The following is a 17,760-nucleotide window of genomic DNA, read 5'->3' as shown; positions in this document are numbered from 1 at the left end:
TGCTTATTCCTGCACTTTATTCGGCCAGCGCTGCCACGTGAAACAGAAGTCGCGCGAAAGGCATTGTTCGCCATAAATCGCGACAGCGGGACGGCCCGGCGCGACAACCACCGCATAGCGGGCAGTGGGCAATGCATCGGAACCGGTAGCCGTCTCCTCGAACCAGCGCGTGTCGGAAGGGATCTGGCCGATGAATTCGGTGCTTCGTGGCGGCGCAATCGGCTGCAAGTGCAACTGATCGTGCAGGCCAAACTGATAGCCGGGCATCACATCCCGGCTGCGTTCCAGTGTCACCGGCTCCTCAACCTGGCGCCAGTCCGGCAACGGCGAGTACACCACGCTGGACCATTCGACCGGCATACCGGCTGTCCCGGCAACACGCCCGTCCAGCAGCCGCAGCACCTCGCCGCCCGCAGTGAAAAAGACCTCCACGCTGCCCTGCATGCCCGGATCGATATGACCGCGGGCCAACAGCAGAGCGCGGCCCTTGATCGTCATTAACAGATACTGGTAGTGCGGATCGATCGCACGCTGGCTGACCACGGCCGGCTTGCTCTGCTGCTTGAATGTGTACGCGTCCTGGATCGCCTGGATCGGCGTCGTGCAAGCAGTCAACAGCACGAGGGCGAGCAATGTGAACAGACGATACATAGTCGACGGCAAAAGCGTTCACTCGCTCTGACAAGCGATTAAAAATAAGAAGGGGCTCGATGAAGAGCCCCTTTCCCGGCTTGGCCTGGCGCTTACAGCGTGCCAGTCGTACCGGTCGTGCCCGACGTGCCGGTCACGTTGTTGCTACCGCCGCTGCTGCAGAAGCCAGCGATTGCGGCGCCGACGACGATCACGCCGCCAGCGATGGCAGCCGTGTTGCCGGAGATGCCAGGCGCGCCCGTCGCACCTTCCTGCGCGAAGCTGACGCTCGGCGCAGCCAGCGCGCCGGCGACGCTGAGCGCCACCAGGAACTTAGTTGCTTTCATAGAAACTCCTATTGAAGTGGAGGATGGGATCCAGGACAGACGAACAAGCGCCTACATTCAAGAACTTGTCCGCACAGGACCTGAGCGACCATTCTAAAGACAAACGGAAATACGCATCGGTTATGGCCGAGCGAAATCCGCCGGTCGATCCATCATTGATCGAAGCTGATTAAAAATACACGATTTTCCCGTTCATCGCGATGCAGTGTTGTAAAAACCGCAAGTTTCGGTGACGGGCGAATGACTGTGCGGCCCTTCGCACAGGCGCGTGGAGACTGTCGGCGCACGCTGGACTGCCCTTCCAGCCTTGCCGCGCATCCCTGCGCCGACATGCCATGCCTAACGATTCGAATGTGCCATGGGCGAACGTCGCTACCCAAGTCGTTCGTCCGCTCACGCACAGGATCCAGCCCCTCATTCTGGCCGGCGGCGCGGGGAGTCGCCTCTGGCCTGTATCCCGGGAGCACTATCCAAAACAACTGATCGGCCTATTGGGCGATGCGTCGCTGCTGGAGGCCACCGCGCTGCGTCTTGACGGCTGGGCGCCTTGCGCATCCGGCCAGGCAGAAGTGATCATCGTCTGCGGTGAAGATCACCGTTTCATGACAGCCGAACAGATGCGGCGCTTGCGCAGGCGTGCGCACATCGTGCTGGAACCAGTCGGTCGCAACACCGCGCCCGCCCTTACGCTTGCCGCATTGGCCGCCGTCGCCGACGGTCAGGATGCAATTCTTGTGGTCATGCCGGCCGATCATGCCGTCGCTGACCTCGCTGCGTTTCGCGACGCGGTGTCGCGTGCAGCCGAACAGGCCGAAGCCGGTGCAATCGTGACCATGGGAATTGTGCCAAGCCGCCCGGAGACCGGGTACGGCTATATCAAGGCCGGCACGCCAATCGGCGATTCGGGAGCCCGAGTCCTCGAGCATTTCGTCGAAAAACCGAAGCGCGAAACGGCCGAAGCGTATTTGGCCTCGGGCGAATACTGGTGGAACAGCGGCATTTTCATCGTGCGTGCCACCATCTGGCTGAAGGCAATCGCACAATTCCAGCCGGAAATGGAAGCAGCCTGCCGCGCCGCTTTCGAGGCGCGTCATGCGGACGGCGATTTCTGCCGCGTCGACAAAACGGCCTTTGAAGCGTGCCCTGCCGATTCGATCGACTACGCAGTGATGGAGAAGCTGAGCAACGGCACCGATATCCCCGCGGTGGTCGTGCCACTCGACGCGGGCTGGTCCGACGTCGGATCCTGGGACGCCGTATGGGACATCCTGCCGAAAGACGCGGACGGCAATGTGTCGCGAGGACGGGTCATGTTCGAAGGCTCCAACTCGTCCTATGCGCATTCGAGCAGTCGTTTGATCGCATGCGTCGGCCTGCAGGATACGGTGGTGATCGAAACACCGGACGCCGTTTTGGTAGCGAACAAATCGCACGTCCAGGATATCAAGAAGATCGTCGGTCGCATCAAGGCCGAAGGTGGCGCGGAAGCCGAGAATCACCGCAAGGTTCACCGTCCGTGGGGTTTCTACGACTCGGTGGATTTCGGCGACCGTTTCCAGGTGAAACGTATCGTCGTCAATCCCGGGGCGAAGCTGTCGTTGCAGATGCACTATCACCGGGCGGAGCACTGGATCGTGGTGAGGGGCACAGCAGAGGTAACGTGCGGCGACAAGGTACTACTGCTGGCGGAAAATCAGTCGACCTACATCCCACTGGGCGTCACGCATCGGCTGGCGAATCCAGGCAAGACGCCGCTCGAAATCATCGAGGTGCAGTCCGGCTCCTATCTCGGCGAGGACGATATCGTGCGCTTCGACGATACCTACGGTCGGAAATGATGCCAAACGCGCGGATCGGCTGCGGTCTTGCAATATGACTTTGTGAGTCAGCCGTTGGCTTTGGCGCCCCTGGCTACCCTGACCGGAGCATCCGGCGACCGGCGCCAGCGGGTCCGACGCGATCTTTTGAAGAGGTTCTTGCCGTACAAGCGAGGTGTTTCGCTTTGAGGATGTTTTCTCATTGTATAAGCTGCCAATGAGAGACATTGACTCAGGACGCCGGGATGAACCTCGATTCCTTTTCGAAGAAGATTTTGCGTCTGCTGCAGCGCGATGCGCGTCAGTCGGTGCAGGAGATATCCGACAGCGTCGGTTTATCCAGCACGCCGTGTTGGCGTCGAATCAAGGAAATGGAGCAAAGCGGCGTCATACAGCGCTACACGGCTCTGCTTGACCGGGAAAAGCTGGGCCTCCATATCTGTGCGCTGGCGCACATCCACTTGACCCGTCATCACGAAGGGGGCGTCGAATCATTCGAACGCGAGATTGCCGCCTGCCCCGAGGTGACCGAGTGCTACAGCACGACCGGCGAAGCGGATTACATCCTGAAGATCGTTGCCGCTGACATCAAGGCGTATGACGCGTTCTTGCACGCCCGGTTATTCAATCTGCCCGCCGTCGCGCAAGTGCGCACGAGCGTCGTGCTGCGCGAGGTGAAGTTCGATACGCAGCTGCCGCTTTAGAGAACGGCAGCTGCGTTCGGCTGTGGCGTCAGGCCTGCGCCTGACTCATTCCCCCGGTCGGTACAGCTCTATGCGCGATGAAGGCCCGCGTGCCCGCACGCAGGCACGCCACTGCCACGACTACACCATTTGCCCCCAGCCAGTACAACGCGACTTGCATCACCCCAGGCATGACGCCCTCCGATCGGAACGGAACTCGGTATTTTTTACCCGCACCTCATGCGGCAGAGTCAACATTACCGCATGATGCTGTTAACGGTGTCACCAACAAGAAGTTGACGCATTTTTTTCCGAAATCGTTGTTTATTTGCCGTCGTCAGTTGCCCAGACCGCGAACACCCTGACCGTCTTGACGTTCCATGCTCGTGCCCATGCTGCAGCGCATGCTGTGGACACGGCGGCATGCCCCCGTGGGTGGTCGAGGAATAAATCCACCACAGTCCCCGAGCGCAGGTAATGCACGGTCAGATCGCTCAGACGATGACCGAGCGGCACCAGCGCTTCCTGTGCGTAGGCCCGCAGGACGGCACGTGGCACGGTGTTGTTCGGCTCGCCAGCACCGTCCGTTTCCGGGTCGATGTGGATCAGTGCGTCGAGGATCCCGGGCGAGGCCAGCAATCGTGTCCGCACTTGTTCGGCAACGTAGTGGCCTTCAGACACGCTGATCATCGGGTCGACCAGTACGTGCGCATCCACGATCGAGAAGTCGCCCATGCGACGCGTACGCAGCGCATGGACGTCTCGCACGCCAGGACTCGTCGCAATCAGGTTCTCGATGCGCCCGCTTTCCTCGGGATCGACCGCGCGATCGGCCAGGTCTTGCGCTGCCGCCCACGCGAACCGCGCACCGATCCGCCCGACCAGGACGCCGACGACGGCGGCCGCCAGCGGATCGAAGATCGGCAGGCCGAGCAGGCTGCCGCCCACCCCAAGCGCGACGATCAAGGAGGATGCCGCATCCGAGCGGGCGTGCCACGCGTTGGCGATCAACAGGCTCGAGCCGACCTGCCGCGCGCGATGCAGCATGTACCGGAACAGCCCCTCCTTGGCCGCAATGACCGCCAACGCGACGGCAAAGGCGCTGTAATGAACCGTGGGAATCCCGCCTGGGTGCGCGAAGCGGGTCGCGGCGCGAATCAGCATGCCGACCGCCACCGCAAGCAACAGCAGGCCGACAAACAGTGATGCGATCGTTTCGTAGCGGTTGTGACCGTATTGATGATCCCTGTCTGGTGCCGCGCCACTGTGACGGCTGGCGAGCAGGACGATGCCATCGGACACGATATCGGTCAGCGAATGGATGCCGTCGGCAATCAGCGCTTGCGACTGCGCGACCATGCCAACGCCAATCTGCAGTGCTACCAGCAGGGCATTGACGACGATGCTGACCACGGTGGTGGTCACGGCGACGGCCTGCTTCTCGCGCTGCCCGACGCCATTGGGTGCAGTGCACTCGCGCATGCCCTCGCTCCGTTCGAATCCCATAACCGTCTCCTGGCAACTTTTGCGCCGACACGTGCAGTCGGTCCGCATCCATTTCTGATGCGATTCAAGCGGCCGGACGCAACAAGGGAGCACCGCCGCCTCCAGCGGAAGGTCGCGACCATGCAAAAAGGCCGCAGACGAATGCTCGCCTGCGGCCTTTCAACGGCTTCGACCCTACTGTCCAGCTGACCAGGCGGTCATCCGCCCCTCATCCGTGCATGGCCGGTGTCAATTCGCATCCGTCACATCGTTGGCGCCTCCCCGTGACGCGCTCGTTGTAGCGGCCCCCCGCGATGACTGTCGCGTTGCCGTTAGATCGTGTACTCGTCCCGATTTTTGCCGGCAATCCAACGCGGCGGCTTGCCGCGGCCGGACCAGGTTGCTCCGCTCTTCGGATCGCGGTATTTCGGGGCGACGCTGTTACGCGGCCGCTTTTCAGCCGTTTTCGATTTAGCGCCCATGCCAAGATCGGCCGCAGTGATGCCGTAGAACTCGATCTTCTGTTTGATGTCAGCAACGACGGTATCGAATTCCTTGCTACGCGCGGCTTCGATCTGCTTTTCCAATTCTTCGCGCTGCGCCAGCAGCTCCTTGTAAGAAGGCATGGTTTTTACGGTCCTCGTTTTCAAAGATGATCACGCGATCATCACTTCTCAATTAAATGTCCGGCAATGTTACATTAAATCGACAACCATCGCCGGTGGCTTATAAAAAAAGTGTTACCACCGCTAATTCATCGGATGAATTAATTACTCACAATGCTGAAGCGGCGCATTCCTTGCAGATTGTCATTTATTGCCTAGGCTAAACTCCCCAAGATAGTTCTATATCGTAGGTGATAAAGAAGGCAATAACTGTGTCACTTAGGTGTAGCAGTTGATATCTGCGGGATGGGGCCCGAAATCATCGCTCGTCCAGGCGCTAGGAGGCTCGCTTAAGTCCGCCCGCCCGCTCACGCGCGCGAGAGGATTAGCAGGGTGATCTCCGACGGCGCAAACAAGCGCATCGGCGGTCCCCAATAGCCGGTCCCTCGGCTTATGTACACCAGCATTCCATCCACCCGGTCCAAACCGGCGACAAATGGCTGCTGCACCTTAACAACGAAGTTCCACGGAAAAAGTTGACCGCCGTGGGTATGTCCTGATATTTGCAGAGAAAAGCCGGCTCGTGCGGCTGCTGGCGCACTTAATGGCTGATGCGCGAGCAGAATGGCCGTGGTGTCGGGTCCGCCGGACAGCGCCTTTACAGGGTCACTCGCGTCCACCGGGTTGAAATGGCCCGCCGAGTAATCGGTGATACCCGCGAGGATCAGTTCGTCGGTACCACGGCTCAGGACCACATGTTCATTGAGCAGGACCCGCATTCCCAATTCGCGAAAACGCGCGATCCATGGAGCGGCGCCTGAATAGTATTCGTGATTGCCGGTCACGAAGAAAACGCCTTCGCGCGCGTGAAGTTTGGAAAGCGGCGCCGTATCACTGGCCAATTGCGCAACGCTGCCGTCAATCGCGTCACCGGTGAATGCGACAACGTCGGCGCCCAGCGCGTTGACGGCCTTCACGACACGCTCGACGTAGGGACGGCGGATCGTCGGCCCGACGTGCAGGTCGCTGATCTGCGCGATTGAAAAGCCCTCGAATCCTGGCGGCAACCCCTCGATCGGTATCCGCACGCGTCGTATCGGCGGCGCTCGCCGAGCGCAGTACAGTGCCCACATCGAAAGCGCGGCAGTCAGCAGCAGAACGGCGGTGGCACTACTCGTCTCAACGCGCGACAACCAGTCGGCTCCGGTCAGGAAGTCCCAACCGGCGGCAAGCAACAGGAACAGATCACGGGCGAATGTGAGGAGCAGCAGCGTCGAGAAACATCCCATTGCGACCAGTCCGGTGATGACCACGCCCAATCGCGCTGGCGTGCGGGCAAAGCTGCGCCCGCGCGCGCCCAACGGAATGGTGACCAGGGATATCAGCAGATACAGCCACGCCAGCGTGCGCACCGGCCCGCTATCGAACAACGCCGGTATCAGCCGGATACCCACATAGAAATGAAGAACAGTGCCAATCAGCACGATGCGGTACAGGAAGGCGCGACGCATGGGTTCCTTTGAAGAGCGGGCAGGCGAAACAGCCCGCATGTGTCGTATATCGCAACGACAATAGGGCATGGACGGCGACACGATCGTAAAGCGGTGAGCGCCGGACCATGAGACTGGCAATTACGACCGAGGGCCGGCGCGTAGACGCACAAGACGGGCCTGCATCGACGAAGCAGGCGAGACCAGGCGCGGGGCGCGGCGCTCGGCGATCGGCGCGCGGGGTACCGCGGTCGTTTCAAGGCGCCGGTGACTGCGCGCCTCAGGCCCGCCCCGCCACTGACGGCCAGCCACGATCGAGAGTACGATGCGACACGTGCGCGATTATGTCGCGCCTGATGCACGCCGTCGTCGCATGCGCGGCGAGTGCGCTCCCGCTTTCCGATACACCCATGCCCGCCCCGGCTCGTCTCGTTCCGCTCCTGGTTGCTGCCGCCCTGTTCATGGAAAATCTGGACGGCACCGTCATCTCGACGGCGCTGCCGGCAATTGCATCGACCTTTGGCGTGCCGTCGAGCACGGCAGGCCTCGGCATGAGCGCCTACCTGCTGACCCTCGCGGTATTCATCCCGGCCAGTGGCTGGGCAGCCGACCGCTTCGGCACGCGCGACGTTTTCGTTGCCGCCATCGCGGTATTCACCGTCGCGTCGCTGGGCTGCGCGCTCAGCGACGACCTGGCGATGTTCGTGACGTGCCGCGTCGTGCAAGGCTTCGGCGGCGCGTTGATGACGCCTGTGGGCAGGCTGGCGGTGATTCGATCCGCGCCCAAGGCGGACCTGATGCGGGTGATCGCGTTGATCACCTGGCCCGCCCTGGTCGCGCCAGTCGTGGCGCCGCCGCTCGGTGGCCTGATTACCACCTACGCATCGTGGCGCTGGGTGTTTCTGCTCAATCTCCCGCTCGGCGCGGTGGGTGGCGTACTCGCGTGGCGCCTCATCGCGAACGACCGCGCCAACGCACCGCCGCGTCTCGACGCTGCCGGGCTGCTCCTCTCAGGTATCGGGCTGTTCGGCGTGATGGCCGGGGTCGAAGCGCTTGGCCAGCCGAAACCGTTGTTGGCGGCCGGAAGCGCGTGCATCGGAGTGGGTGCGACGGCGCTTTGGGCCACGGTGCGACATGCCAGACGCAGTCCGCAGCCGATTCTTCAACTGTCGGCGCTGCGTCTGCCTTCCTTCTCGGTCAGCGTGGTCGCGGGCTCGCTGACGCGTACTGCCATCGGCGTCGCGCCGTTTCTGGTGCCGCTGCTGTTCCAGGTCGGTTTTGGCATGAGCGCGTTCCGCTCCGGCTTGCTGTTCTTCGCGCTGACGGCTGGCAATCTCGGCATGAAGACTTTCGTCACGCCGATCCTGCGGCGCTTCGGCTTTCGACGTGTCTTGATCGTGAATACGGTGGGCGTCGCGCTGAGCGCGTGTGCGTGCGCTCTGCTCTCTCCCGCGACGCCGCTGCCGTTCATCCTGCTCGTCATGCTGGCCTGTGGCCTGACGCGTTCGATGCAATTCACCTGTCTCAATACGCTCGCCTTTGCCGACGTGCCGAAGTCCGAGATGGCAGGCGCCAATACGCTGTTCAGCACCGCCCAGCAACTGTCGATGGGATTGGGGGTCGCGTTCGGCGCGCTGGCGCTGAACGGGGCCGCCTGGCTGCGCGAAGGCAGCCTCGCTTCCGACAGCGGGGTCGGGCACCCCGTCGGGGACTTCCGTGTCGCCTTCGTGCTTGTCGCCTTGCTCGCGCTGACGTCGCTGCCCGCCTATGTCCGCTTGCCACGCGATGCCGGCGCAACGCTCGGTACGCGGACATGAGGGCCGTGCCGCAGCGAGCCTACGCGCTCCACCCTCCCCGACGGGACAACCGACCTTTCCTTGCAAGGCGAACGTCGTCCAGCCGTTCTGCCCTTCCACACCCACACCGATGACTGATTCGACCCCGGCCGCTTCGCGCGGCACGCCGCACCATGACGGCACTGGCAAACTCGCCGCCCTGTGCGCCGCCGTGGCGCTCGGCTATCTGACAATCTGCCTGCCGCTTCCCGTCATCCCATTGTTCGTGCATGAAGTGCTCGGCTACGGGGATGTCATGGTGGGAGTCGCGGTCGGCATCCAGTTCCTGGCGACCGTTCTAACGCGCGGTGTGACGGGGAAGATCGCCGACCAGCGTGGGCCCAAGGTCGCCATGGTCGCCGGGCTGAGCATGACCGGCGTGTCCGGTCTGATCTACGGCGCGGTAGCGCTGCTGCCGTTGCCGAACGCCCTGCGCTTTGCGCTGCTGATCGTCGGACGCCTCGCGATGGGATGCGGCGAAAGCCTCACCGTGACCGGCATGCTCGCGTGGGCGATCGGCAGCCTCGGCGCGCATCAGGCATCGCGGGTGATGTCCTGGACGGGCGCGGCGTTGTACGGCGCCTTGGCGGTGGGCGCGCCGCTCGGCCTGTGGATCGGCCAATCGCTTGGATTCGTTGCGGTGGCAGCGTGCATCGTCGCCTCCGCGGTATGCGGCCTCGCCCTGGCCGCGGCCCTGCGTGGTGTCGCCGCACCTGGCGGTAAGCGCATTGGCCTGGGCAGCGTATTGGGCCGCATCGCGCCCGCCGGCTTCGCGCTATGCCTGCAAGGGGTCGGCTTCGCCGCGATTGGCGCGTTCGTCTCGCTGTATTTCCATGCGCGCGGTTGGAGCGGCGCGGGACTCACGCTGAGCGCCTTCGGTGCGGCATTCGTTGCGGTGCGCCTGCTGTTCGGCCGGCTGCCGGACCGGTTCGGCGGCGCCCAGGTCGCCACTGTATCGATGCTGGTCGAGGCGGTTGGCCAAGCCATGCTGTGGCTCGCGCCCTCGTTCGCATGGGCCGTCGCCGGTGCGGCCATAACCGGACTCGGCTGCTCGCTGGTGTTTCCCGCATTGGGCACGCTGGTGGTGAGTCGCGTGCCGCCGCAAAACCGCGGCACGGCACTTGGCGCCTACGCTGCGTTTCAGGACATCTCCTACGGCCTGACCGGTCCGATCACCGGTTTCGCCGCTGCCCGGGCGGGTTATCCGATCGTGTTCGCGATCGGACTTGCTGCTTCCCTGTGCGGCGCCGTGCTGGCGTGGGCCCTCGCGAGGCGTACGGTGCGGGCAGCCCGGCCCGATGCCTGACGTCCGGGACGCGGAGCGCCGTGGCAAGCTATGCCGAGCCGTGCAAACCTTACGCGTTCATGACCGGAAAGTGCAAACCGTGTCTAAGTTGCTGGCTATCCAACGCATCTTCTGACAGTCACGCGATATCTGATCACTTACGCTTCGCGCGGCTCGCGGCGGCCTTGCGAGCGACGAAACGGACGATGTCAGCGTATATTTCGGCGTTGTTGGGCAGTCCGCTAGCCACGCGCCGTCCAAGCGAGGCGTTGCTGGCACGGATGCTGCGTCGCAAACAATTCTCGACAACGGACGAAAATCAACGCAAGGGGATCGAGCATGGGTGAATTCAAAGCTGCTGGTGAATCGGTCGATGACGGCATCGACGAAGCTGTTTCGGGCGGCAAGAAGCTGGCCAATAAGGCCAAGCGTGCCGGCAAGGATACGGCGAACGACATCAAGTCGGTTCTGAGCGACATCGAATCGTCGCTGAGCGACTCGACCGATCTTGACGATCTGAAGTCCCGCATCAAGGGGCGCCTGGACGACGTCAAGGACACGTTTGACGAAACGCAGTCGACCGTGAAGGAGAAGGTTGGCGCGGCACTGACGACGACGGACGGCATCGTGCGTGACCGTCCGTGGGAGACGGTTGCGGCCGCAGCCGGCATCGCCTTCCTGCTTGGCGTGATCGTCGGACGCAGCTGAGCGGGACTGTGGTCCAGCCAGAATGAAAAAACCCGCGGCTGTCCGCGGGTTTTTTCTTGTCGGCCGCTCTCGAGCGGCCGTTCGTTCAACGACAATCGCGACGCTTACATCGTCACCACGTCGAGCAGCGCCTTCTTGCCCGACTTGTAGTTGTATAGCGAGATCACCGGCTTCTTCAGGTCGCCCTTCGAATCGAAAGTCGTCTCGCCGATCACGCCCTTGTAATCGGTAGCCGGCATTGCAGCCACGACCTTCTTCGGATCGGTCGAGTTTGCCCGCTTCATCGCGTCGACGATGATGTACACGGCGTCATAGGTGAACGGCGAGTAGATCTGGATCGGCTGGTTGAAACGCGCGGTGTAGCGCTTCTGGAAGTCCGCGCCGCCCGGCATCTTCTCGAGCGCCTGGCCGGCTTGCGAGCACACCACGTTGTCGGTGGCATCGCCAGCCAGATCCGACAGCTTTTCCGTGCACACGCCGTCGCCGGACAGGATCTTCGCGCGCAGGGCCAACTGGCGCGCCTGCTTGGCGAACGGACCGCCGGTGGCGTCCATGCCGCCGTACATGATCACGTCCGGACGCTCGTTCTTGATCTTGGTCAGAATGGCGCGGAAGTCGACCGCCTTGTCGTTGGTGGCGTCGTGCGATAACACCTTCAAGCCCAGGCTCTTCGCCTTCTTCTCGAATTCGTCAGCCAGACCCTTGCCGTAGGCGGTCGCGTCGTCGACGATCGCCACCGACTTGGCCTTTACCGTGTTGGCCGCGTACAGCGCCAGCGCCGGCCCTTGTTGCGCGTCGGTTGCAACGACGCGGTAGGCAGTCTTGAAACCCTGCTCGGTGTAGGCGGGGTTGGTCGCCGACGGCGAGATCTGCAGGATGCCGGCGTCGCTGTAAATCTTCGAGGCCGGGATCGTCGTACCGGAGTTCAAGTGACCCACCACGGCGACGACCTTGTCGTCGACCAACTTCTGGGCAACCTGCGTCGCCTGCCGCGGGTCAGCTGCGTCGTCCTGCGCGTCGAGCACCAGCGTGACCTTCTGGCCGTTGATCGTCAGACCCTTCTTGTTGATCTCCTCGACCGCCAGCCGGGCGCCGTTTTCGTTGTCCTTGCCGAGGTGGGCGATGCCGCCCGTCAGCGGCGCAACGTGACCGATCCGAACGGTCTGGTCAGCGTTGGCCTGCCCGGCGAAGCCAAGGCATGCTACTGCAGCGCTGATCGGCAGGAGTTGGAAAATCCTGGTTTTCATGCAACAGATCTCCACGGTTCGACTGGGTCGAAAAAGCGGGTGCGTCCGTTCGTACGGCGCGCCTCGCAGTTGTTGTTGATTGATGGCTTGACGGCCGTCTTCTGGACCGCCGTTTGCCACGACGCAAGTGTACGTCTTAAAAAATCCGTTGCGTGCATCATTTTCCCTGTTGTTTTCCTCATTGACTGGCTGATTGGAATCGGTTCTCGCACGCGCGGCGACCGACCGCACCGGCACCGCGTGGCGCGCCCGCTCGGCTGTGCGATGACCGGGCGACGCGGCGTCGGCGCAACGGTGGCACACTGATCGCTGACGACGTTTTCACGAAACCGAACCGGAGGACCCCAGTGGCTATCCACACCGAATGGATTGACATCGACAATGGCTTTCAAGGCTTCCTGGCATTGCCCGAAGCCGGACCGGGCCCGGGCATCGTCCTGCTGCAGGAGATTTTCGGCGTCAATGCGTCGATCCAGTCCATCGCACGCGCCTACGCGGCCGACGGCTTCACGGTGCTGGCCCCCGACGTCTTCTGGCGCGCCGAACCCCGCGTCGAGCTGGGTTACGACGATGCGGCGCGCCAGCGCGGCATCGAACTGATGCAGAAGACTGACCTGCAACAGGCCACGGGCGACGTCGGCAAAGCCGTCGACACGCTGCGCCGGCGCCCGGAGGTGACGGGCAAGGTGGCGGTGATCGGCTACTGCTACGGTGGCCTGCTGGCCTACAAGGCCGCCGCGCATACGTCGGCGGATGCGGCAGTCGCGTATTACGGCGGCGGCATACAGAACCACCTGGCGGACGCCGCGCAACTCGACAAGCCGATCCTGTTTCACTTTGGCGAGCAGGACAGTCACATCCCCTTGTCGGCCGTCGGCGCGATCAAGGAGCGCTTCGCCGGCCGCGGCAACGCCGCTGTCCATATCTACCCGGATGCCGAACACGGGTTCAATGCATCTGCGCGCAGCTCGTACCAGCAGCGCGCGGCCGCGCTCGCCCACGGACGCACGCTGGTTTTCCTGGACGAGGCACTGCAGTGAATCGAGATGCGCGCGCGGCCGGCGGACATGCAACCGGCCTGCCGGGCCCGACGCGTGCCAGGAAGTTGATGGCGCGCGGCACGCCGCACCGCGCGTCACCGCGCGTGCGGCTTTACTAGTCGCCTTGTTCAGTCGCATGGAGTCAGGAATGTCATCACAAGCGCGTTTGCCGTCCGCCACCCGTCTCGCTCGGCCTGCCGGGTGGCGCGCGCGCGTCACCACTTCCGCCGCACGGACCGCGGCGCTAGGCATACTCGCGTGCAGCGCGCTCGGGCTCGCCTCGCCGGCTTGGGCGGTTGACGTACGCGCGCCCACCTCGGTCCGCTGGCAGTTGAGCGTCCTGCGCGACGGGGTAGAGATCGACCGCTTCGGCGCGACCACGGCGGTCGGGCAGGCCGAGACAGTGCGGCGATGCAAGAGCGCGGGCCGTCTGTCGGACTGTGCGCAGGGCGACGACCGCGGTCTCGAACGTCTCGTCACGGTTTCTCCGGTCAGCGAGAGCGAGGACGGCTCCGTCGATTTCCAGATCAGTACCGAGGAGCAGTTGCCCAGCGACAGCCAAGTGGTGCGATCGCATTCGGTGAACGCCCGGCACGACGGCCTGCGCGTGCCGAACGGCGGCGACGCGCAATGGACCCTCGTCAAGAAGACACCGACGCTCGTGTACCGTGTCCAGGCGCAACGCGCAGCGGGCCGCAACTGACGCCGCGGCACAGCACGTTCGTAACACCAGGGGTAAGCTATCCGCATGAGGAACCCGATCGAAAGCGGCGACGACGAGTTGCTGGTCGTCAGCTGGAATCTCCACAAGGGCCGTTCCCCGCTCGGCCTGCAGGCCTGGAAGGCCATGCGCAGTTGGTTGGCCGCCATGCCGGCCGACGTTTTCTTTCTGCAGGAGGCAATGGCGCGGCGCATGCCGATGCCGCTGGCCGCCGCCACGTTCGGTGAACCGTCGGCCGAGCCGCCGGGCGACGCGTGGCATTGTCAGGCGACAGAGATCGCCGCGTCGCTGCAGTTGCAGCTGGCGCTAGGCCAGAACGTATTCAAGCCCTCCTGGCGCCACGGTAATGCCATCCTCTCGCCCCATCCGCTCGACCTCGGTGGACGCTGGGATATCTCAGCCCATCGTTTCGAGCGTCGCGGCTTGCTGGCGGCGCGCATGACCGCGCGCGGCCGGTCGATCAGCCTGCTCTGCGCCCACCTTGCACTGACGCGCGCCGCTCGCGTGCGACAGATGGAATGGATCGCGCGGTGGATCGAACGCGATGCGCCTGACGGGCCGCTGATTCTTGCGGGCGACTTCAACGACTGGAAGAACGACTCCCTGCCGATCTTCGGTGCGATCGGCATGCACGAGGTCGCGGCGGCGCTGGGCGCATCGGGCCGTACCTTTCCGGCGTTTTCGCCCGCGCTCGGCCTGGACAAGATGTTCGTGCGCGGCCTGAGCCCGCGCGAATGGACCAGTTCGGACGCCAAAGTCGCCTGGCTGTCGGATCATCGCCCGTACATCGCCCGGCTGGGCGTCGACTGACAAAACCGCACGCTCTGCGGCAATCGGCTAGAATCCGGGTTTTACCGCCTTGCGACCTTTTCGCCAGGATGCGGTCTTGGCGCCAGCCGTGCCGTCCATCTAGCCATCGAGCGTCGCTTTCCCATCGTCGGCACGTGCCGCAGCGGCTGCCACGCCGCTCGGCGCCGACGGCGGCTATCGCCTTTCCGTCCTACGTCCAGTCATGAGCAACCTGAATACCGAAAAGGTGCTGAGCGTGCACCATTGGACCGACACGCTGTTCAGTTTCACCTGCACGCGTGACGCGTCGTTCCGCTTCCTGAATGGGCAGTTCACGATGGTCGGTCTGCCGGTGAACGGCAAGCCGCTGCTGCGCGCCTACAGCCTGGCCAGCGCCAACTACGAGGAAAACCTCGAGTTCCTGTCGATCAAGGTGCAGGACGGCCCGCTGACCTCGCGTCTCCAGCACCTGAAGGTGGGCGACGACGTGCTGATTGGCCGCAAGCCGACCGGTACGCTGATCGTGGACAACCTGCTGCCGGGCAAGACGCTGTGGCTGCTGTCGACCGGCACGGGCCTCGCGCCATTCATGAGCTTGATCAAGGATCCGGAAGTGTACGAGCGCTATGAGCGCGTCGTGCTCACCCATACCTGCCGCTTCCAATCGGAACTCGCGTACCAGCAGTACATCACCGAGCACCTGCCGAAGGACGAGCATCTGGGCGAACTGGTTGCCGAAAAGCTCATCTATCACCCGACGGTGACGCGCGAGCCATACCGCAACACTGGCCGCATCACCGATCTGATCTCGTCGGGCAAGCTGTTCGACGACCTGGATCTGCCCCCGCTGTCGCTTGAGAACGATCGTCTGATGCTGTGCGGCAGCCCGCACATGTTGAAGGACACGCGGGTGCTGCTCGAACAGGTCGGCTTGACCGAGGGCAACCACTCGGAACCGGGTCATTTCGTGATCGAGCGCGCGTTCGTCGGCTGAAGCCGCCGAAGCAGGCGACCGCGTCGCCGCCGCCACCGTCAGCAAAAAGGCCATCGTCCCTGACGATGGCCTTTTTTGTTACCGCCGCGCCGCCGCGCTTCGCGTCCGCTCAGAACGCGACGTACGGACCGTTGCCTACGGGGGTCGACTGACCTTCGATCGCGGTAAACACCTGGCGGCCGTAGAAGAACGGCAGGCCGAAGTCGAAGGCGGTAGAGTCGCCGTAGGTGGCGCCGAGGGTCGGCAATGCGAAGTTGTTGCCGTTGTTCGCGTTGAACAGCGTGTTGGCCGAGACGAGACTGAACGAAGCCTGCGTCGAGGCACTATTGGTGCCGGTCAACGTGGCGCTGAGATTCAGCTGCGACGACGGGCAGTAGTAGCCGCTCAGCGAGCCCGAGCACTGCGACAGGCTCGAGTCGTCGAAGTACAGGCCATTGGAGCCACTGTCCAGGAACGCGGACGGATAGGTCATCCCGTTGTAGGCGGCGGTGATCATGCCCGCCGCGGATGTGGTCAGCGCCGTCGCGCCCCCGAGCGCATTGTTCGACTGCGTGCCGATCCCGAAGATCAACTGCCCGGTTGCGCCGGCGGCCCCGCCCGGGGCGACAGCCGGCAGCGAAAGGAGCGTGCCGTTGTTGTCGTTGGCGAACAGACTGACCGGCTGCTGCAACTGCTGATTCAGCGGTACCGCGGCAGCGGTGCAATTGCCGTCCGACACGCAGTTGTAATAAACCGGACCAATCGCCGCGTTGGCGCAAGCCGGGCCGCAGTCCTGCGCGAAAAGACCGATACCCAACACGCCATTGGCACCGAACGCGGCTGGCGTATTCAGGGCCGGGCCACCGCTTGCCGAACAGTCGGCTGGCACGGTCGGGAATGCGGTGTCGCCGATGACGTGCACACGCGCCGCGCTGGCCGACTCGCCCGCGATCCGGATGTCGGCACTGCGGATCGTGCCCCAGGTATAGCCATCGACGAACTGCCCGCATTCCGCCAGCGTCTGGCCTTGCCCGGTCGCACTCGGCAAGGCGACGTTCAACGTCGATGCCATCAGGCGCAGCCCGACCGAACCCGTGTCGACCAGGATGTTGTCGATCGTCTGGCACGTGCCGCCGCCTGGCGCGCAGACCGTCACGCTGACATAAGGCAGATTGGGAATCTGTCCGACGATCGATTGCCCGACGGTGACGGCTGCGACGTTGTTCGCACTGCCGCCGTTCGGATTGCCGCCGTTGTTGCCGTTCCCACCATTACTGCCGCCCGAATTGTCGTCCGAGCCGCCACCGCCACAGGCAGCGAGCGTCAATGCCAGCAGCGCCGGCACCAGCCATTTCGCGAAGCGCACGTCTGTCCCCTAGCGGATATCGGCCGCGCTGATGCCGGCCGGCAGTTTGTCCTTCAAATAGGCGATGCCGCTGAAAAAGCGCATCCGTCCGCTCGACTGCACGACAAGCCCGTCCATGTCCACGGTCACCGGCCCACGCGTGCGCCGTGTTGCAACCAGATTGGCCAGTGCATCCGAATACGTCGGGAAGTAGTCGCCAAGCAATTGACGCAAATCAGGCAACACCGGACCGCTCCAGGCAATCGCGAAGACCGCGCCGCTGGCGTCCAGATATTCGGATACCGTCACGCCTGCCGGCGTCGTCAGCTTATGCACGGTGTAAGCGAACGCGCTGCCGTTGGCGGCGGCACGCTTGACGGTTGTTGCCGGCGTGCTGGCCGTCTGACTTGCACCAAGTGCCGCCCGGTCCTGCTCGATCGATGCCGCGTCGCCGCCCAGCGACGCATGCGCCGGCCGCACGCTCGCCGTCATGCCGAGGATCAGCAGAGGGACGGCGCGCACCGCAAGACGGGCCATCGCTCGCAGGGGTCGGGAAATCTGTGGAGCGGGGTCTCGCACTTCCATATTGCGCTCGAGAAGTCGTTTTTCCGTTGCTAGATTGCCATGTTCACCGGCCAGGAACAATGCATGCTTTCATTCGGCCGGCCCAAGGGCGGAGATTGTGTCGGCCCGACAACGCCAGCCGGTCTGCCGTTCCCGTATCTTGACGCCTTTGTATCGCGCTGTAACAACAGTTAAG

At 63.6% G+C, this 17,760-nt stretch carries 18 protein-coding genes; 10 read left to right on the top strand and 8 right to left on the bottom strand.

All coding sequences use genetic code 11. The features are described from left to right. Positions 1–3: 3 nt before the first annotated feature. Entirely contained in the window at positions 4–651 is a 648-nt protein-coding gene (locus BLU54_RS10505) for a hypothetical protein (protein WP_091907803.1), read from the bottom strand. 92 nt (positions 652–743) lie between these two features. Next, positions 744–977 (bottom strand): hypothetical protein, encoded by a 234-nt coding sequence (locus BLU54_RS10500; RefSeq protein ID WP_091907802.1) that lies wholly within the window; start codon positions 975–977, stop codon positions 744–746. 335 nt (positions 978–1,312) lie between these two features. Here BLU54_RS10500 and BLU54_RS10495 point away from each other — a divergent pair, with 335 nt between their 5' ends. Continuing rightward, positions 1,313–2,815 (top strand): mannose-1-phosphate guanylyltransferase/mannose-6-phosphate isomerase, encoded by a 1,503-nt coding sequence (locus BLU54_RS10495; RefSeq protein ID WP_091907800.1) that lies wholly within the window; start codon positions 1,313–1,315, stop codon positions 2,813–2,815. Positions 2,816–3,039: 224 nt separating this feature from the next. Next, on the top strand, positions 3,040–3,498 hold the full coding sequence (locus BLU54_RS10490; RefSeq protein ID WP_091907798.1) for an Lrp/AsnC family transcriptional regulator: 459 nt from the start codon (positions 3,040–3,042) through the stop codon (positions 3,496–3,498). A gap of 303 nt (positions 3,499–3,801) precedes the next feature. Here BLU54_RS10490 and BLU54_RS10485 read toward each other — a convergent pair whose 3' ends face one another. From BLU54_RS10485 to BLU54_RS10475, 3 genes are all read right to left on the bottom strand, one after another. Continuing rightward, complete coding sequence (locus tag BLU54_RS10485; protein WP_170845105.1) at positions 3,802–4,983, bottom strand: cation diffusion facilitator family transporter; 1,182 nt, start codon at positions 4,981–4,983, stop codon at positions 3,802–3,804. Positions 4,984–5,294: 311 nt separating this feature from the next. Then, the gene (locus BLU54_RS10480; RefSeq protein WP_091907794.1) at positions 5,295–5,588 is read right to left on the bottom strand and encodes an H-NS histone family protein; all 294 of its coding nucleotides are present in this window, start codon (positions 5,586–5,588) and stop codon (positions 5,295–5,297) included. A 347-nt stretch (positions 5,589–5,935) separates the two neighbouring features. Then, complete coding sequence (locus BLU54_RS10475; protein ID WP_091907792.1) at positions 5,936–7,078, bottom strand: metallophosphoesterase; 1,143 nt, start codon at positions 7,076–7,078, stop codon at positions 5,936–5,938. Between the two features lie 389 nt (positions 7,079–7,467). Here BLU54_RS10475 and BLU54_RS10470 point away from each other — a divergent pair, with 389 nt between their 5' ends. From BLU54_RS10470 to BLU54_RS10460, 4 genes are all read left to right on the top strand, one after another. Next, positions 7,468–8,874: an MFS transporter gene (locus BLU54_RS10470; RefSeq protein ID WP_170845104.1), complete on the top strand. Its 1,407-nt coding sequence runs from the start codon at positions 7,468–7,470 to the stop codon at positions 8,872–8,874. 109 nt (positions 8,875–8,983) lie between these two features. Next, positions 8,984–10,198 carry an arabinose transporter gene (locus tag BLU54_RS10465; protein ID WP_170845103.1) on the top strand — a complete coding sequence of 405 codons (1,215 nt, stop codon included), beginning with the start codon at positions 8,984–8,986 and terminating at the stop codon, positions 10,196–10,198. 185 nt (positions 10,199–10,383) lie between these two features. After that, entirely contained in the window at positions 10,384–10,524 is a 141-nt protein-coding gene (locus BLU54_RS23695) for a hypothetical protein (RefSeq protein WP_170845102.1), read from the top strand. Then, entirely contained in the window at positions 10,517–10,885 is a 369-nt protein-coding gene (locus tag BLU54_RS10460) for an ElaB/YgaM/YqjD family protein (protein ID WP_091907788.1), read from the top strand. The genes BLU54_RS23695 and BLU54_RS10460 overlap by 8 nt, the downstream gene beginning before the upstream one ends. Positions 10,886–10,989: 104 nt before the next feature. Here BLU54_RS10460 and BLU54_RS10455 read toward each other — a convergent pair whose 3' ends face one another. Continuing rightward, positions 10,990–12,132 carry a branched-chain amino acid ABC transporter substrate-binding protein gene (locus BLU54_RS10455; RefSeq protein WP_091907786.1) on the bottom strand — a complete coding sequence of 381 codons (1,143 nt, stop codon included), beginning with the start codon at positions 12,130–12,132 and terminating at the stop codon, positions 10,990–10,992. A gap of 353 nt (positions 12,133–12,485) precedes the next feature. Here BLU54_RS10455 and BLU54_RS10445 point away from each other — a divergent pair, with 353 nt between their 5' ends. The 4 genes from BLU54_RS10445 (at position 12,486) to BLU54_RS10430 (ending at position 15,676) form a co-directional block, all read left to right on the top strand. Then, positions 12,486–13,172, top strand: coding sequence for a dienelactone hydrolase family protein (locus BLU54_RS10445; protein ID WP_091908032.1), 687 nt, complete (start codon positions 12,486–12,488; stop codon positions 13,170–13,172). Between the two features lie 148 nt (positions 13,173–13,320). Beyond that, a complete protein-coding gene (locus BLU54_RS10440) occupies positions 13,321–13,875 on the top strand; it encodes a hypothetical protein (protein WP_139169627.1) in 555 nt (184 codons plus the stop codon). Between the two features lie 45 nt (positions 13,876–13,920). Then, on the top strand, positions 13,921–14,703 hold the full coding sequence (locus tag BLU54_RS10435) for an endonuclease/exonuclease/phosphatase family protein (RefSeq protein WP_091907780.1): 783 nt from the start codon (positions 13,921–13,923) through the stop codon (positions 14,701–14,703). Positions 14,704–14,905: 202 nt separating this feature from the next. Then, complete coding sequence (locus tag BLU54_RS10430) at positions 14,906–15,676, top strand: ferredoxin--NADP reductase (protein WP_091907778.1); 771 nt, start codon at positions 14,906–14,908, stop codon at positions 15,674–15,676. A 109-nt stretch (positions 15,677–15,785) separates the two neighbouring features. Here the strand turns inward: BLU54_RS10430 and BLU54_RS10425 are convergent, their stop codons facing one another. Both BLU54_RS10425 and BLU54_RS10420 read right to left on the bottom strand, forming a co-directional pair. Continuing rightward, positions 15,786–17,021: a DUF3443 domain-containing protein gene (locus tag BLU54_RS10425; RefSeq protein WP_091907776.1), complete on the bottom strand. Its 1,236-nt coding sequence runs from the start codon at positions 17,019–17,021 to the stop codon at positions 15,786–15,788. 9 nt (positions 17,022–17,030) lie between these two features. Further along, a complete protein-coding gene (locus BLU54_RS10420) occupies positions 17,031–17,537 on the bottom strand; it encodes a DUF2844 domain-containing protein (protein WP_170845101.1) in 507 nt (168 codons plus the stop codon). Between the last annotated feature and the right edge of the window lie 223 nt (positions 17,538–17,760).

Origin of the sequence: Chitinasiproducens palmae (genome assembly GCF_900095735.1) — a bacterium.
Taxonomy (GTDB): domain Bacteria; phylum Pseudomonadota; class Gammaproteobacteria; order Burkholderiales; family Burkholderiaceae; genus Chitinasiproducens; species Chitinasiproducens palmae.
Note: the sequence above shows the minus strand (reverse complement) of the source record. Positions and strands in the feature narration are given on the sequence as shown.

Bases quoted from the DNA above. Each gene is read 5' to 3' on its own strand.
- BLU54_RS10490 (WP_091907798.1), top strand. From the start codon at position 3,040: ATGAACCTCGATTCCTTTTCGAAGAAGATTTTGCGTCTGCTGCAGCGC.
- BLU54_RS10495 (WP_091907800.1), top strand. From the start codon at position 1,313: ATGCCTAACGATTCGAATGTGCCATGGGCGAACGTCGCTACCCAAGTC.
- BLU54_RS10430 (WP_091907778.1), top strand. From the start codon at position 14,906: ATGAGCAACCTGAATACCGAAAAGGTGCTGAGCGTGCACCATTGGACC.
- BLU54_RS10465 (WP_170845103.1), top strand. From the start codon at position 8,984: ATGACTGATTCGACCCCGGCCGCTTCGCGCGGCACGCCGCACCATGAC.
- BLU54_RS10470 (WP_170845104.1), top strand. From the start codon at position 7,468: ATGCCCGCCCCGGCTCGTCTCGTTCCGCTCCTGGTTGCTGCCGCCCTG.
- BLU54_RS10500 (WP_091907802.1), bottom strand. From the start codon at position 977: ATGAAAGCAACTAAGTTCCTGGTGGCGCTCAGCGTCGCCGGCGCGCTG.
- BLU54_RS10480 (WP_091907794.1), bottom strand. From the start codon at position 5,588: ATGCCTTCTTACAAGGAGCTGCTGGCGCAGCGCGAAGAATTGGAAAAG.
- BLU54_RS10505 (WP_091907803.1), bottom strand. From the start codon at position 651: ATGTATCGTCTGTTCACATTGCTCGCCCTCGTGCTGTTGACTGCTTGC.
- BLU54_RS10455 (WP_091907786.1), bottom strand. From the start codon at position 12,132: ATGAAAACCAGGATTTTCCAACTCCTGCCGATCAGCGCTGCAGTAGCA.
- BLU54_RS10440 (WP_139169627.1), top strand. From the start codon at position 13,321: ATGTCATCACAAGCGCGTTTGCCGTCCGCCACCCGTCTCGCTCGGCCT.
- BLU54_RS23695 (WP_170845102.1), top strand. From the start codon at position 10,384: ATGTCAGCGTATATTTCGGCGTTGTTGGGCAGTCCGCTAGCCACGCGC.
- BLU54_RS10475 (WP_091907792.1), bottom strand. From the start codon at position 7,078: ATGCGTCGCGCCTTCCTGTACCGCATCGTGCTGATTGGCACTGTTCTT.
- BLU54_RS10420 (WP_170845101.1), bottom strand. From the start codon at position 17,537: ATGGCCCGTCTTGCGGTGCGCGCCGTCCCTCTGCTGATCCTCGGCATG.
- BLU54_RS10485 (WP_170845105.1), bottom strand. From the start codon at position 4,983: ATGGGATTCGAACGGAGCGAGGGCATGCGCGAGTGCACTGCACCCAAT.
- BLU54_RS10460 (WP_091907788.1), top strand. From the start codon at position 10,517: ATGGGTGAATTCAAAGCTGCTGGTGAATCGGTCGATGACGGCATCGAC.
- BLU54_RS10435 (WP_091907780.1), top strand. From the start codon at position 13,921: ATGAGGAACCCGATCGAAAGCGGCGACGACGAGTTGCTGGTCGTCAGC.